The organism is Kribbella sp. ALI-6-A (assembly GCF_001984195.1).
Lineage (GTDB): Bacteria > Actinomycetota > Actinomycetes > Propionibacteriales > Kribbellaceae > Kribbella.
On sequence record NZ_MTQN01000011.1, the window covers coordinates 1131658 to 1146675 of the forward strand.

Consider the following 15018-nt stretch of genomic DNA (forward strand, 5'->3'; position numbering starts at 1 on the left):
ACCGAAAGATCAGGCGACGTGCATGCGCTGGTGCTGACCCCACCGCGCATGCTCGGCGAAGGCCTCGTCGTACGCCTGGCTCGCCATCTCGCACACGTCCGCGGCCATCTGCGCGCGCGGCGACTCGGTGCTCCAAGCAACAGGCGGCGGTGGATCGGGTCGCCGGCCAGGGGCCGGGTGGTGACGTCGCTGGACAGCATCCGGTACGACGTGGGCGAGATCAGCGAGACCCCCTGCCCGCTGGTCACGAAGCCCATCACGACCGACGTGTCGACCGAGTGGTGCTCGATCCGCGGCGTGAACCCGGCCTGCTCGCACGAGGCCCGGAACAGCACGTGGAAGCCGCTGTCGTCCGGCGGTTCGCCGATCCACTCCTCCCCCGCCAGGTCGGCCAGGTCGATCTCGCCGCGGTGGCGGCTCGCGATCGCCAGCGGGTGGTCGGCGGCCATCACGACGTACGCCGATTCGGACTCGACGATCGTGCGCGCGTCGACGCCGGTCGGCAGCCGGAGCTCGAAGCCGGGGAACTCGCGCAGCAGCGCGAAGTCCAGCCGCCCGCTCTCGAGCTGCTGCAGCAGCACGCTGGTCGCCCACTCGACCTCGATGCTGACCTGCTCGATCTCCCCGTGGGCGCGCAGCCGGGACGCGATGCCCGACATCGGCGCGGTCGGGAACCCGCCGAGCCGGACCGCGCTGGACTCGACCGCGGTCATCGCCGAGACCGTCGCGGACAGATGGTCGACGTCGACCAGGATCGCGCGGGCCCGGTCCACGGCGTACCGGCCGAGGGCCGTCGGGGTGACACCGGTGCGGGAGCGTTCGAACAGCTCACCGCCGAACGCCGCCTCGATCCGTTTCAGCTGCGCGGTCAGGCTCGGCTGGCTCACCTTCAGCCAGCGAGCCGCCCGGCCGACGGACCCCGCCTCTGCCACCAGGACCACCACCCGCAGGTGGCGCAGCTCGACGTTCATGCGTTGTGACCGTAGTCGAGGTGACGCAGCGGTACACAGCGACTGTATTGCGGTTTCGTCACAGCCGGGCAAATCGCTGTAACGTTTGCCCGGCTGTGACGATGAGTCAGGACGGTTCGAGCGTCAGTGCCTCTCGGTAACCGAGCTTGCGCCCGGTCTGCAGCAGCGTCCGCTCGTACAACCGCGCGCCGAGCCGGATGATCAGCACGGTCGCGAGCAGCAGCAACGCGATCGCGACCAACGGCTGCCACAGCGGCACGTCCTCGGTCAGCATCCGCCCGGGCATCGCCATCGACGACGCGATCGGTACGAACGAGGCCACCGTCTTGGCCGTTCCCCCGGCGAACACCGAGAAGAAGAACGGCACCATCAGGATCATCTGGCCGGGCAACGTGGTCGAGCCGAGGTCCTCCTGCCGGGTGGCCAGCGAGCCGGCCACCGCCCACAGCCCGGCCAGCGCCAGGAACCCGAGCACGAAGAACACCACGAACCAGCCCGCGACCGGCGCGATCACCTCGAGGATGTCGGCCTGCCCGGTGACCAGCAGCCCGATCAGCGACGCGGCCGCGATCACCACGATCTGGGCCAGCGCCATCACCGTGTTGCCGACCACCTTGCCCCACAGCAGCGCCCGGATCGGGATCGCGGCGGCCAGGATCTCGACCACCCGGCTCTCCTTCTCCTGCACGACGCTCTGCGCGATCATCATGCCGAAGCCGAGCGCGGTCATGTAGAAGGCAAGCGCCAGCCCGATGTTCACGAAGTTCGCCACGATCTCGGGCAGCGGTCCGGGGTTCAGCAGCTGCTCCTGTACCGCCGTACCGGCCTGCAACTGCTCCGGTGTCAGCCCCGCCTTCGCGGCGTTGGCGAACATGCCGAGGCTGACCGCCGCCTCGCGCAGGCTGTTCCCGATGCCGGAATCGACTTCGTCGTCACCCAGTACGACGTAGCCGTTGTCGGCCGGCAGCAGCGCCACCGCGACGTCCCCGTCGGTCACGGCCCGCTCCGCCGCGGCCCGGTCCGCGACCCGGGTCACCTCCAGGCTGTCGTCGCCGTTGACCAGGTCGGCCTGCTGGACGACCCGCGCCCCGGCGTCGTCCAGCACCGCGACCTTGTCCGGCGAGTCGTTGCCGGCCAGCAGCGCCGGGATGATCACCGCCGCCATCACCACGATCAGCATGAACACCGTCGAGCCGATGAACGTCTTGTCCCGCAGCTTCGTGCTGATCTCGCGCAGCGCGACCAACTGCCACGGGTGCTGCAGCCTGGTCCTGCTCTGCTGGGTGCTCATCGGGTCGCCTCCCGGAAGACGTCGCTCAACGCCACACGCTCGGCCCCGAACTCGAGCACCTGCCCGCGACTCATCGCCTGCTGAAGGACCAGTTGCTCCTGGCCCGCTTCGGTCACGTCGAACAGCCCGGACGAGCCGTCCACGTCGCGCACGGTGATCCCCCGGACGTCGCGCAGCCAGCCCGCGTCGCCGTCGGTCACCAGCCGGTACGTCGTACTGGAGCCGGCGGCCAGCGAGGCGACCGGGCCGGCGGCAACGACCTTGCCGCGGGACAGCACGACCAGGTCGTCGCACAGCCGCTCGACCAGTTCGAGCTGGTGGCTGGAGAACAGCACCGGCACCTCCGGCGTGACCTCCTCGCGGAGCAGGTCGACCATCGCGTCGACGGCCAGCGGGTCGAGTCCGCTGAACGGCTCGTCGAGCACCAGCGCGATCGGCTCGTGCACCAGCGCGGCGGCGATCTGGACGCGCTGCTGGTTGCCCAGCGAGAGCGTCTCCAGCATGTCGCCGGCCCGCTCGGTCAGGCCCAGCCGGTCGAGGATCTTGTCGGTCCGCTCCTCGGCCCGGACCGGGTCGAGACCGTGCAACCGGCCGAAGAACACCAACTGGTCGCGGATCTTCATCTTCGGGTACAGCCCACGCTCCTCCGGCATGTAGCCGAAGTCGCGGCGCACCTCGTGGGTCAGCGGTACGCCGTTCCACAGCGCCTGTCCCGCCGTCGGTGCGAGCACCCCGAGCACGATCCGCATCGTCGTGGTCTTGCCGGCCCCGTTCGCTCCGACGAAGCCGGTCATCCGCCCCGGTACGACGTCGAACGTCACGTCGTCCAGGGCGAGGTGATCACCGAACCGCCGGGTCAACCCAGCAACGCTCAGCATCCCGTTCACCGTTCCTCTGCTGCTTCGGCCCCTGGCCGGACGCACGCCCGGCCGCTCCCGGTGTCCGGGAGTGGTTCCAACGCTAGTCAGCCGGGCGTGTCCGCACGTCGGCCCCCAGTGTGACCACCAGGGTCATCCGTACGAGGGACCTCCCGGTGCCAGGCGGTGAGTTTGGCCGGGTTGAGGATGAGCCACAGGTGGGTGACGACGACTCCGGCGCCGTCCACGCACAGCACGGCCTGCGCCCGGCCGGAGCGTCGTACGACGATCGCCGGCCGGCCGTTGGCGTGCTCGACGGACAGGTCCGCGCCCGGCCGGGTGCAGTGGACGGTGACCAGCCGGGCGATCTCCACGACGTCGTGGACCGGGCGCAGTGGAGCGGCGACCTGCCCACCACCGTCGGAGACCAGTACGGCGTCCGGTGCGAGCAGGTGCTCCACCTGTCCCGACCGCAGGGCCGTGACGAGGTGGTCGATCATCAACTCACACCGGCGAGCTTGTTCGGGTTCATCTGCCAGTAGATCTGGTTGATGCCCTCCGCCGACGCGACCACGGTGACCGCCGCGAAGACCGTGCCGTCCATCCGCAGCAGTCCCATCGCTTCACCGTTGACCGTGGCGATCTCCACGTCGACACCGGCCCAGAAGCGATCGGCGAAGGCCCGGTAGTACTTGGCGACCCGCTCCACGCCGTGCACGGGGATCTTGGAGGCCCGAACGATCCCACCACCGTCGGAGTAGCTGGACACGTCCGCCGCGAACAGGTTCTCCAGTGCGACCAGGTCCCCCGTCCGGGCCGCAGTGACGAACGCACTGAGCAGCCGGCGCTGCTCCGCCTCGTCAACCGGCGTACGGCGGTCGCCGCTGACCCGCTTGCGCCCCCGGCTGACCAGCTGACGCACAGCCGGCTCACTGAGCTGCAGGATCTCCGCGATCTGCGAGTACGGGTAGTCGAACGCCTCCCGCAGCACGTACGCCGCCCGCTCGTTCGGCGACAGCCGCTCGAGCAGGATCAGTACGGCGAACTCCAGCGCCTCTCCACGCTCGGCACCGAGCAACGGGTCGGCGCTGGTGTCGACCGGTTCGGGCAGCCACGGCCCGACGTACGTCTCGCGACGCACCCGGGCCGACTGCGCCGCGTTGATCGCCAGCCGGGTGGTCGTCGTCGCCAGGTAGGCCGCCGGGTTGAGCACGACACTGCGGTCACAGGTCTGCCAGCGCACCCAGACGTCCTGGACCAGGTCCTCGGCCTCGGTCGCGCTGGACAGCATCCGGTAGGCGATGCCGAACAGCCGCGGACGCAGCTCGGCGAACACCCGGGCCGCTTCCTCCAGGTCGTCCGCCTCGCTGACAGCTGTTTCGTCCACGGGTTCGGGCATTGCCTCCATCTTCACCTCAGACGTCGTCCGGGCGGGGCAACTCGCCCTCCATCGCTTCGACCGCGCCGAGCAGGCTGCGCAGCGCCACCTCGTCCCGCTCCACCTCGGTGGGGTCGACCAGCCACTCACTGACCGGTACGACGCGCTCCGGCTCGCTGGCCGCGATCATGTCGAGGTCGAGCCGCACCTCGTGCTCCAGCTCGTGCAGCGTCTCCGGCCCGTACATGCTCTCCGCGTCGCGCAGGAACGAGCTCTCGTCCGGCGTGCTCATCGGTGCTGGTCCCCCTTGGCCCAGTCGGTGTAGCGGATGTGCCCGAGCTGGGCGTCGCCCTCGGGGACCAGGCTGCCGTCGAGCAGCTCCGAGCCGAAGTAGGTGGCGTGCTCGTCGACCAGCACCTCGCGCGGGTCGTTGTGCAGGGCAAGCGCCTCGCGGATGAACTCGTCCATCCGGTACTGCTCCGGCCCGGCGATCTCGAGCCGGCCGTTCAGCGGCGTACCGACCGCGACCTTGGCGACCGCGTCGGCCACGTCGTCACCGGCCATCGGCTGGAACTTCACCGGCGCGATCCGGACCTGCCGGCCGGTGGTCGCGGCGTCGGCGATCCCGATCGCGAACTCGAAGAACTGGGTCGCGTGCACCAGCGAGTACGGCACGCCCGACTTCTCGATCAGCTGCTCCTGGGCGATCTTGGCCGCGAAGTACCCGTTGTCGGGCAGCCGCTCAGTGCCGACGATCGACAGCGCGACGTGGTGCCCGACGCCGGCCTCGGCCTCAGCGGCCAGCACGTTGCCGGTCGAGGTGGTGAAGAACTCCATCACCGCGGCCGGCTCGAACGACGGCGAGTTCGACACGTCGACGACCACGTCGGCTCCGACCAGGACCTCGGCCAGCCCCTCGCCGGTGAGCGTGTTGACCCCGGTGTTCGGCGCGGCCGCGACCGCCTCGTGCCCGTGCGCGGTGAACCGGCGGATCAGCTTCGACCCGATCAGCCCGGTGCCACCGATGACGACGATCTTCATGCCCGACCTCCTGTCCCGTCCGGGGGCCTGCCGCCGCCCGGTCAGCAGCTATGACCGGACAGCCCCCGCGGCTGTGACAGGTTCGGCCGACTTTTTGGTCAGCGAGCCCGGTCACAGACCGGCCCGCTGCGCTGTCTGTGCTGGCGAGAGCCGACCAGCCCAGGAGCCGAACCATGCCCGCAGCCGTGATCAGGGCCCGGATGCGCCCGCGCCGACCCGACGAACAGCACCGCACCGCCAGTCCGCTCGAGCTGCTGTTCGACCTGACCTTCGTGGTCGCGGTGGCGGCCGCCGCGGCCGAGCTCGCGCACAGCCTCGCGACCGGGCACTACGCCGTCAGCGGGTTCCTGCAGGTGTTCTTCGCGATCTGGTGGGCGTGGATGAACTTCACCTGGTTCGCCACCGCCTACGACACCGACGACGTGCCCTACCGGCTGCTCACCATGGTGCAGATGGGCGGAGTGCTGGTGCTGGCGGCCGGCGTACCGGCCGCGGCGGCCGATGCCGACTTCCGCGTCGTCACGCTCGGGTACCTGATGATGCGCGGCGGCCAGATCGTCCAGTGGCTGCGCGCCGCGGTCGAGGACCCCGACGGGCGCCGTACGGCGATCCGCAACGCCGTAGGGATCAGCCTGCTCCAGCTGGGCTGGCTGGTCCGGCTGGCAACCGGCGAGACCACCACACTCACCTTTGTCTGCCTGGCCGTGCTGGAGCTGACCGTGCCGTGGTGGGCGCAGCGCAACGGCGACACCGGCTGGCACCCGCACCACGTCGCGGAGCGGTACGGGCTGTTCACCATCATCCTGCTGGGCGAGAGCGTGCTCGCCGTCAGCAACGCGGTCCGGGCCACCGAGCTCAGCCCGGCGATGGTGATCGTGGCGGCCGGCGGTCTGGTGCTCCTCTTCTCGCTGTGGTGGCTTTACTTCATCCAGCCGGCCGGTGCCGGTCTGGAGGAGAACCGGGACAAGTCGTTCGTCTGGGGCTACGGCCACTACGGCCTGTTCGCGGCGCTGGCGGCACTGGGCGCCGGACTGGAGGTCGCGGTCGAGCAGACGAGCCACCACCTGCCGCTCTCCCCCACCGCCGCGGGCTACGCCATCGCCGTACCGGCGGCGGTGTTCGTCGTGCTGCTGTGGGCGGTGAACCGCACGATTACCCAGACCCCGCTGCTCCGGCCGAGCACGAGCGTCGCGGGCATGGTCCTGATCGCGTTGGCACCACTGCTCGCGCCGTACGGCGGGGTGCCGCTGGTCGTCGTACTGGTTGCCGCGGTGTGCGTGCTGGTGGTCGCGGTGACGCTGCTTCAGGCCGTGGCGTCGTCGCCGGGGACGACCAGGCCGCACTCGTAGGCGAAGACCACGGCCTGGACCCGGTCGCGCAGGCCGAGCTTCAGCAGCACGCGGGAGACGTGGGTCTTCACCGTGGCCTCGCCGACGAACAGCTGGCCGGCGATCTCGGTGTTGGTCAAGCCGCGGGCAATCAGGCCGAGCACCTCCCGCTCGCGCTCGGTCAGGTCGGCGACCAGGTCCGGCCGGTACACCCGCTCGCCGCCACCGGCGAACCGCTTGATCACCCGCCGCGTCACCTCGGGAGCGAGCAGGGCGTGACCGGAGTGCACCACCTGGATCGCCTCGACCAGGTCCTCGGGCGCGGTGTTCTTCAGCAGGAAGCCGCTCGCACCGGCGCCGAGGGACTCGAACAGGTAGTCGTCGCGGTCGAAGGTGGTCAGGATGACGACCTTGCCGGCGTCGGCGGCGACGATCCGCTGGGTGGCGGCGATGCCGTCCAAACCGGGCATCTGGACGTCCATCAGGACGACGTCCGGGCGCAGCTCCAGGGCCAGCTCGACCGCCTTCTCCCCGTCGGCGGCCTCACCGACCACCGCGATGTCCGGCTCGACCGACAGGATCATCCGGAATCCCGCCCGGACCAGATCCTGGTCGTCGACCAGCAGCACGCGCATCGGCGACGACGGTTCCGGACTCTCACTCACTGACTGCTCCTTCGCGGTCCTGCACGGAACGGACAGTTTCCCCTGTCTCGGGTTCGGCCACCGGCGACGGCTCCAGCGGGATTCTCGCGCGGACCCGGAAGCCGCCGACCGGGCGGGGCCCGATCTCGGACTCGCCGCCGAGCAGCGCGACGCGTTCGCGGATGCCGACGTGGCCGAGCCGGCTGCCGACCGGGGCGTGCTTGGGCCTGCCGTCGTCGATCACCTCGACCTCGACCGCGTCGTCGAGGTAGCGCAGCGTCACGTGGGCCGTTCGGGCGGTCGAGTGCCTTCGGACGTTGGTCAGGGCCTCCTGCGCGATCCGGTAGACCGACACCGAGATCGTCTCCGGCAGCTTCACCGGCGGCCCGATCTGGTGGAACCCGACGTCCAGCCCGGTCCCGCTCGCCTCGACGACCAGCGCGGGCAGCCGGTCCGCGCCCGCCTGCGGGGCCTTGGCCGTGGCCGGCCCGGGCTCGTCGTCGAGCTCCGGATCGGCGGCCCGGAGCATGCCGAGCAGCTGGCGCATCTCGTTGACCGCCGTCCGGCTGGAGTTCTCGATCACGCTCAGCGCGTTCTTCGTGGCGTCCGGGTCCTGCTCCATCACCCGGCGTGCGCCGCCGGCCTGGATCCCGATGCTGCTGATGTGGTGCGCGACCACGTCGTGCAGCTCGCGGGAGATCCGCAGCCGCTCGTCGATCACCGCGCGCCGGGCGTTGGCCTGCTGCTGGGTGGCCAGCTCGGCGGCCTGCTGCTCCAGCTCGTGCCGCTGCCGGGCCACGCCCCACGCCGTACGGCCCCAGAAGTAGGCGCCGAAGAAGTAGAGCACGTTGATCGCCAGCGTGATGACCACGGCGGACACGTACGGCCCGAGCAGGGTGTCGTTGGCGCCCTTGAACTCGTCGTTGCGCAGCGCCCGGACGAACCCGATCGTGAGCCAGCCGAACATCGCCACGAACACGACCGCCACCGTCGCCTTCATCAGCCGCCGGTCCCGGGCCCACGCGACCGCCGCGTAGATCGCCATGAACTGGGTCGCCTGGGTGACGATGTTGCTGCTGAACGCGAACGTCGCCCGCTCGCCGGTGACGATGAACAGCACCGAGACGACCAGCAGGACGGCGATCGGCCGGCGGCGGCGGAAGCACAGCGCCAGGGCACCGGCCGCGCTCAGCACGTACGGCTCGACGCCGCCGAACCCCATCTGGGCCGGCATCGGCGTCGAACCGCGGGCCAGTTCGGTCCCGATCACGCCCGCGACGGCCATCCCGACGCCGAGCAGCACGTCGTAGCGCTGCTCCTGCGCGGTCGGTCCGGGCCGGATCCAGCCCCGGACGGTCGTGCCGGTCTTCGGCGGCGTCCCGGGCTCGGGCGGGGCCGGCTCGCGCACGGGCTGTGGACTTGACATGGCTCACCAGCCTACGGGTGGAAAGGCCCTGACCGGCCCGGCGTACTCTGGAGGGCGTGACGATCGCCCCAGAAGGACGAAAGATGCTCAGGCTCGAGGTGCGCAACGCGGAGACCCCGATCGAGCGCAAACCCGAGTGGATCAAGACGCGCGCGAAGATGGGCCCGGAGTACCAGAAGCTGCAGGCGCTGGTGAAGTCCGAAGAGCTCCACACGGTGTGCCAGGAAGCCGGCTGTCCCAACATCTTCGAGTGCTGGGAAGACCGCGAGGCCACCTTCCTGATCGGCGGGGACCAGTGCACCCGGCGCTGTGATTTCTGCCAGATCGACACCGGCAAGCCCCAGGCGCTGGACCGTGACGAGCCGCGCCGCGTGGCCGAGTCGGTCAGCAAGATGGGCCTGCGCTACGCGACCGTGACCGGTGTGGCCCGCGACGACCTGGACGACGGCGGCGCCTGGCTGTACGCCGAGACGATCCGCCAGATCCACGCGCTCAACCCGGGCACCGGCGTCGAGATGCTCGCGCCCGACTTCAACGCCGTACCGGAGCAGCTGGCCGAGGTGTTCTCGTCCCGGCCCGAGGTGTTCGCGCACAACGTCGAGACGGTGCCGCGGATCTTCCGCCGGATCCGGCCCGGCTTCCGCTACGAGCGGTCGCTGGACGTGATCACCCAGGCCCGCGACTACGGCCTGGTCACCAAGTCCAACCTGATCCTCGGCATGGGCGAGACCCGCGAGGAGGTCAGCCAGGCGCTGACCGACCTGCACGCCGCCGGCTGCGAGATCATCACGATCACCCAGTACCTGCGCCCGTCGGTGCGCCACCACCCGGTCGAGCGGTGGGTCCGGCCGGAGGAGTTCGTCGAGCTGCAGGCCGAGGCCGAGCAGATCGGGTTCGCCGGCGTGATGTCCGGCCCGCTCGTGCGTTCGTCGTACCGCGCCGGTCGGCTGTACCGTCAGGCGGTGGAGTCGCGGATGACCTCCGCTGTCCAGGATGCTTAGGACCCGATCCCGAGGATGACAAGGTAGAGATGGCCAAGAACGACGCCCCCGCCGAGAAGACCAGCCGGCTGAAGCAGATCAGGTCGGCGTACCAGCTGACCAAGAAGTCCGACCCCCGGATCGGGCTGCTGCTCGCCGCGATCTTCCTCGGCGTGGTCGCCGTGTTCGTCGCGCTGGGCATCCTGGTCGGCCCGCTGCTGATCTGGATCCCGCTCGGTGTCGCGCTCGGCTTCCTGGCCACCACGATCGTGTTCGGCCGCCGGGTCGAGAAGGCGGCCTACAGCCAGATCGAGGGCCAGGCCGGTGCGGCCGCTTCGGCGCTGCAGACGCTGCGCCGCGGCTGGAACGTGACGCCCGCCGTCGCGGTCACCAAGAACGCCGACATCGTGCACCGCGTGGTCGGCCGTCCGGGCATCGTCCTGGTCGGCGAGGGCCAGCCCAGCCGGGTGAAGAACCTGCTCGCCGCCGAGGGCAAGAAGCACACCCGGGTCGCGGGCGGCGCGCCGGTGATCCAGATCGTGGCCGGCAAGGGTGAGGGCGAGGTCGACATCCGCAAGCTCACCAAGCACGTGATGAAGCTGCCCCAGGCGCTGCAGCCGTCCGAGATCACCGACCTGCTGCAGCGGCTGAAGGCGCTGGACGCCGTCCGCCCGCAGGTGCCGATGCCGAAGGGGCCGGTTCCGACCAGCCTCAAGGGCGCCCGCCAGGCGATGAAGGGCCGCTGAGCCGGGCTCCGGCGGTCGATTCCAGGGCTTCCCGTTCGTCAGGTTGTCGTCCATCCTGCGGAACGAGGAGGTAACTCATGGCCGTCGACGACGTTTTCCCTATCGTGACGACTGCTGACCTGGACCGGCTGCTGCCGTTCTACACCGACGTGCTCGGTGGTGAGCAGGTGTACCAGTTCCCGCCCGAGGGAGCACCGGGGTACGTCAGTCTGCAGTTCGGCAAGGCTTCGCTGGGGCTCGGCCACGACCCGGACTTCCGGGTCACGCCGGGTGAGCCGCCGATCGCACTCTGGCTCTACACCGACGACCTCGACGGGATCGTGGACCGGATCCGGGCCGCCGGTGGGCGGATCACCCAGGAGCCGGCCGCGCAACCGTGGGGCGAGCGGCTGGCCCGTGCCGAGGACCCCGACGGCAACCACCTGTACCTGGGTCAGCGCACCGGCTGACACCACCGCGCCTTCCTGGTCCACCCGACGGCCGCCTTCCGGCCTTAGGGTGCGACCAGGACGGACGAAACCCGAGGTAGAACAGACATGACGGATCTCATCCCGGCGGTGCACCAGCCTTCGGCCACGACCTGGCCGAGCCTGGCCGCACCCCGCTCCAACCCGGTACGCCGGGCCGGCGCGCTGGCCGCGATCCGGATCATCGCCAAGGATTTGCCTGCCTCGATCGTGATCGACAACCGCCGCTACGGCCTCGGCGGTCCGGCAATGCGGGTGCACCGCACCGGACCGTTCCTGGACCGGCTCGGTCAGGACGCCGGCTCCGGGTTCGGCGAGGCCTACCTGGCCGGTGACTGGGATCCCGAGCCCGGCACCGACCTGGCCGATCTGCTGGTGCCGTTCGCCGAGCGGTTCAGCAACGAGGAGAACCGGCACCTGCTGCCGAAGTGGGCCCAGTCGCTGCGCTGGCTGGTCACCAAGTCCCAGCCGTCCGACCAGGAGAACGACCGGGCCGGCGCCCGGGAGAACATCAGCCGGCACTACGACCTGAGCAACGCGATGTTCTCGGAGTTCCTCGATCCGACCCTGACCTACTCGGCGGCGTACTTCGGCACCGCCGACCCGCTCGCCGATCTCGGCACCGCCTCGTACGACGAACTGACGCCGGCCCAGCTGCACAAACTGGACGCGATCCTCGACGCGGCCGGGGTCCGGTCGGGCTCCCGCGTGCTCGACATCGGCTGCGGCTGGGCCAGCCTGGCGATCCGCGCGGCCCAGCGCGGCGCCTGGGTGACCGCGATCACGATCGCCTCCCAGCAGGCCCTGCTCGCCCAGCGCAGGGTCGCCGACGCCGGCGTGAGCGACCGGGTCCAGATCGCGCTGCGTGACTACCGCGACCAGATCGGTGAGTTCGACGCGGTGCTGAGCGTCGAGATGATCGAGGCGGTCGGCGAGAAGTACTGGCCGGTCTACTTCGACGCGATCGAGCGGCGGCTGGCGCCGGACGGTGTGGCGGTGGTGCAGGCGATCGTGATGCCGCACGAGCGGATGCTGGCCACCCGCAACACCTTCACCTGGGTGCAGAAGTACATCTTCCCCGGCGGGCTGATCCCGTCGGTGAAGGTGATCAAGGACGTCACCAACCAGCACACCGGGCTGCACGCCCAGGTCCTGCGCAGCCTCGGCCCGGACTACGCCCGCACGCTGCGGATCTGGCGCAACCGCTTCATCCAGCAATGGCCGAACATCGCCGCCCTCGGCTTCGACGAGACGTTCTGCCGGATGTGGGAGTTCTACCTGGCCTACTCCGAGGCCGGCTTCCGCTCGGGCTACTTGGACGACGTCCAGCTGCTGCTCACCCGGCGTTAGGCGCGCCCGGTCACTCGACCAGGTGCACGTCGATGATCGCTCCCCCGTTCCCCACAGACGGCGCGCGCAAGGTGAGGCCGGGCGGGTCCTGCTCCCTGGGGACCGGCCCGGTGATCACGCTCAGGCTCGCGCCGAAGGTGACCGGTGACACTCCGAGCGTGCCGTTGCCGCTGCCGTAGGCACCGGTGAGCACGAAGTGGGCGAACTTGGCGTCCACCTTGGTGATCACGAGCTTGCCGCCACGGAACTTGATCGTCGTCCGGCCCGACGAGACCCGCACCTGGCAGTCACCGTCGCGGCAGGCGGCCAGGGTGGCCATGATCACCTTCATGGCGTTCAGCCTGCCGCGTCGCACAGCGCAGCGTGACGCAGTGGCAGCTTGCGGTCAGCGGCGGACGACGATCGTGCCCGCGGCGCGGTCGTGCAGGCCGCGGCGGTCGCGGTCGAAGACGACGGCGGGGAGCACCAGGCAGATCAGGAACGAGCGGATCACGCCGGCCAGCAGCCCGGGCTGAGCGGTGTAGCCGGGACCGGCGGAGGTGGCGCGGATCACCCGCAGGCCGCAGATCCGGTGCCCGAGGGTGAAGCCGGCCAGGCCGGACAGCACCGCCGACATGGCGAAGAACGTGACCAGCTGGGCGGTGTTGTAGTCGTTGCCTCCGGCCCATATCGGCGTTCCGGTGATCGCCGAGGCGATCAGGCCGGCGATCAGCCAGTCGATCAGCAGCGCGAGCAACCGGCGCCCCCAGCCGGTGACCGAGCCCGGGCCGTCCTCGGGCAGTCCGAGACGGTTGCCCGGATAACGGAACTCTTCGGCGGGTCCTGTCCCCGGCTGTGCGGATGATGCCATGATGGCTAGCCTACGGATGGGGTGCGCAGATCTCACCTGCCTCCCCCGCCTCGCCAGTGGGTCAGCGCGGACACGCTGGGCTTAACATCCGCGAAACATTGGGGTCACGACCGAGTAATCGGCAGGGCCTACGTTCAGAACAATCTCTGAGCCACCCCGAGGAGTACGTATGTTTTCCAGCGCTGAGGAGCTGCTCGCCTACGTCAAGGACGAGGGCGTCGCGTTCATCGACGTCCGGTTCTGTGACCTGCCGGGCATCATGCAGCACTTCACCGTCCCGGTGTCGTCGTTCGGTCCCGAGGTCTTCGAGGACGGCCTGCAGTTCGACGGTTCGTCGATCCGCGGCTTCCAGCAGATCCACGAGTCCGACATGTCGCTGCTGCCCGACCCGACGACCGCGTACCTGGACCCGTTCCGCAAGGACAAGACGCTGGTCATCAACTTCTTCGTGCACGACCCGCTGACCGGTGAGGCGTACTCGCGCGACCCGCGCAACATCGCCCGCAAGGCGCAGGAGTACCTGAAGTCGACCGGGATCGCCGACACCGCGTTCTTCGCGCCCGAGGCGGAGTTCTACGTCTTCGACGACGTCCGCTTCGAGACCAAGCAGAACGAGGGCTACTACCACATCGACTCCGTGGCCGGCGCCTGGAACACCGGCCGGGTCGAGGAGGGTGGCAACCGCGGCTACAAGGTCCGCTACAAGGGTGGCTACTTCCCCGCGCCCCCGGTCGACCACTTCGCCGACCTGCGCAACGACATCACCAAGCACCTGGAGAACTCCGGGCTGATCGTCGAGCGCGCCCACCACGAGGTCGGCACCGCGGGCCAGGCGGAGATCAACTACCGCTTCAGCGAGCTGCTCAGCGCCGCCGACGACGTGATGAAGTTCAAGTACATCGTCAAGAACACCGCTTGGGACGCCGGCAAGACCGCGACCTTCATGCCGAAGCCGATCTTCGGTGACAACGGCTCGGGCATGCACTGCCACCAGTCACTGTGGAGCAACGGCGACCCGCTGTTCTACGACGAGTCCGGGTACGGCGGCCTGTCCGACACCGCCCGCTGGTACATCGGCGGTCTGCTCAAGCACGCGCCGTCGCTGCTGGCCTTCACCAACCCGACGGTGAACTCCTACCACCGCCTGGTCCCCGGCTTCGAGGCCCCGGTCAACCTGGTCTACTCCCAGCGCAACCGCTCGGCCTGCATCCGGATCCCGATCACCGGCTCCAACCCGAAGGCCAAGCGGATCGAGTTCCGCTGCCCCGACCCGTCGGCCAACCCGTACCTGGCCTTCGCCGCCCAGCTGCTGGCCGGCATCGACGGCATCCGCAACAAGATCGAGCCGGCCGACCCGATCGACAAGGACCTGTACGAGCTCCCGCCGGAGGAGCACGCGTCGGTCAACCAGGTCCCGACCTCGCTGCCGGCCGTGATCGACGCCCTCGAGGCCGACCACGAGTTCCTGCTCGAGGGTGACGTGTTCACCTCCGACCTGATCGAGACCTGGATCGACTTCAAGCGCGAGAACGAGATCGCCCCGATCCAGCTGCGCCCGCACCCGCACGAGTTCGAGCTGTACTACGACGTCTGATCCGCAGCCGTCTACGCCCTCGGGCCCACCCGCACCGCGCGGGTGGGCCCGAGGGCTTTTCGCAGAGTTTTCTGTGGACCGCTCCCCGGTGCCGC

At 69.9% G+C, this 15018-nt stretch carries 16 protein-coding genes and 1 pseudogene; 6 read left to right on the forward strand and 11 right to left on the reverse strand.

The window, feature by feature from the left end:
- Positions 1 to 170: 170 nt before the first annotated feature.
- The 7 genes and pseudogenes from BWI15_RS25810 to BWI15_RS25840 form a co-directional block, all read right to left on the reverse strand.
- Positions 171 to 971 (reverse strand): annotated as a pseudogene (locus BWI15_RS25810) (LysR family transcriptional regulator); the annotation flags it as partial.
- 106 nt (positions 972 to 1077) lie between these two features.
- A complete protein-coding gene (locus tag BWI15_RS25815; protein ID WP_077017010.1) occupies positions 1078 to 2262 on the reverse strand; it encodes an ABC transporter permease in 1185 nt (394 codons plus the stop codon).
- Positions 2259 to 3140: an ABC transporter ATP-binding protein gene (locus BWI15_RS25820; RefSeq protein ID WP_077017288.1), complete on the reverse strand. Its 882-nt coding sequence runs from the start codon at positions 3138 to 3140 to the stop codon at positions 2259 to 2261. Before BWI15_RS25820 ends, BWI15_RS25815 begins: the two co-directional genes overlap by 4 nt.
- A gap of 86 nt (positions 3141 to 3226) precedes the next feature.
- Positions 3227 to 3619, reverse strand: a complete 393-nt coding sequence (locus tag BWI15_RS25825) for a hypothetical protein (protein ID WP_077017011.1) — start codon at positions 3617 to 3619, stop codon at positions 3227 to 3229.
- The gene (locus BWI15_RS25830) at positions 3619 to 4518 is read right to left on the reverse strand and encodes an RNA polymerase sigma-70 factor (protein ID WP_077017289.1); all 900 of its coding nucleotides are present in this window, start codon (positions 4516 to 4518) and stop codon (positions 3619 to 3621) included. The genes BWI15_RS25825 and BWI15_RS25830 overlap by 1 nt, the downstream gene beginning before the upstream one ends.
- A 16-nt stretch (positions 4519 to 4534) precedes the next feature.
- A complete protein-coding gene (locus tag BWI15_RS25835) occupies positions 4535 to 4789 on the reverse strand; it encodes a hypothetical protein (RefSeq protein ID WP_077017012.1) in 255 nt (84 codons plus the stop codon).
- Positions 4786 to 5538: an SDR family oxidoreductase gene (locus BWI15_RS25840; protein ID WP_077017013.1), complete on the reverse strand. Its 753-nt coding sequence runs from the start codon at positions 5536 to 5538 to the stop codon at positions 4786 to 4788. Before BWI15_RS25840 ends, BWI15_RS25835 begins: the two co-directional genes overlap by 4 nt.
- Before the next feature lie 173 nt (positions 5539 to 5711).
- On the opposite strand from BWI15_RS25840, the gene BWI15_RS25845 reads away from it, so the two are divergent.
- On the forward strand, positions 5712 to 6887 hold the full coding sequence (locus tag BWI15_RS25845) for a low temperature requirement protein A (RefSeq protein ID WP_077017014.1): 1176 nt from the start codon (positions 5712 to 5714) through the stop codon (positions 6885 to 6887).
- On the opposite strand, the gene BWI15_RS25850 is transcribed toward BWI15_RS25845, so the two are convergent.
- On the reverse strand, positions 6842 to 7501 hold the full coding sequence (locus BWI15_RS25850; protein WP_077017290.1) for a response regulator: 660 nt from the start codon (positions 7499 to 7501) through the stop codon (positions 6842 to 6844). The genes BWI15_RS25845 and BWI15_RS25850 overlap by 46 nt on opposite strands.
- 22 nt (positions 7502 to 7523) lie before the next feature.
- Positions 7524 to 8936 carry a sensor histidine kinase gene (locus BWI15_RS25855; protein ID WP_077017015.1) on the reverse strand — a complete coding sequence of 471 codons (1413 nt, stop codon included), beginning with the start codon at positions 8934 to 8936 and terminating at the stop codon, positions 7524 to 7526.
- 83 nt (positions 8937 to 9019) lie between these two features.
- Here BWI15_RS25855 and lipA point away from each other — a divergent pair, with 83 nt between their 5' ends.
- From lipA to BWI15_RS25875, 4 genes are all read left to right on the forward strand, one after another.
- A complete protein-coding gene (lipA, locus tag BWI15_RS25860; protein WP_077017016.1) occupies positions 9020 to 9937 on the forward strand; it encodes a lipoyl synthase in 918 nt (305 codons plus the stop codon).
- 29 nt (positions 9938 to 9966) lie between these two features.
- Positions 9967 to 10662, forward strand: coding sequence for a DUF4191 domain-containing protein (locus BWI15_RS25865; RefSeq protein WP_077017017.1), 696 nt, complete (start codon positions 9967 to 9969; stop codon positions 10660 to 10662).
- 77 nt (positions 10663 to 10739) lie between these two features.
- Entirely contained in the window at positions 10740 to 11111 is a 372-nt protein-coding gene (locus tag BWI15_RS25870; protein ID WP_077017018.1) for a VOC family protein, read from the forward strand.
- An 87-nt stretch (positions 11112 to 11198) separates the two neighbouring features.
- Entirely contained in the window at positions 11199 to 12479 is a 1281-nt protein-coding gene (locus tag BWI15_RS25875; protein WP_077017019.1) for an SAM-dependent methyltransferase, read from the forward strand.
- A 10-nt stretch (positions 12480 to 12489) separates the two neighbouring features.
- Here the strand turns inward: BWI15_RS25875 and BWI15_RS25880 are convergent, their stop codons facing one another.
- Both BWI15_RS25880 and BWI15_RS25885 read right to left on the reverse strand, forming a co-directional pair.
- Positions 12490 to 12810 (reverse strand): hypothetical protein, encoded by a 321-nt coding sequence (locus BWI15_RS25880; RefSeq protein WP_077017020.1) that lies wholly within the window; start codon positions 12808 to 12810, stop codon positions 12490 to 12492.
- A gap of 54 nt (positions 12811 to 12864) precedes the next feature.
- A complete protein-coding gene (locus tag BWI15_RS25885; protein ID WP_077017021.1) occupies positions 12865 to 13329 on the reverse strand; it encodes an RDD family protein in 465 nt (154 codons plus the stop codon).
- A gap of 169 nt (positions 13330 to 13498) precedes the next feature.
- Between BWI15_RS25885 and glnA the strand changes: the two genes are divergently transcribed.
- The gene (glnA, locus tag BWI15_RS25890; RefSeq protein ID WP_077017022.1) at positions 13499 to 14923 is read left to right on the forward strand and encodes a type I glutamate--ammonia ligase; all 1425 of its coding nucleotides are present in this window, start codon (positions 13499 to 13501) and stop codon (positions 14921 to 14923) included.
- The last annotated feature ends 95 nt before the right edge of the window (positions 14924 to 15018 follow it).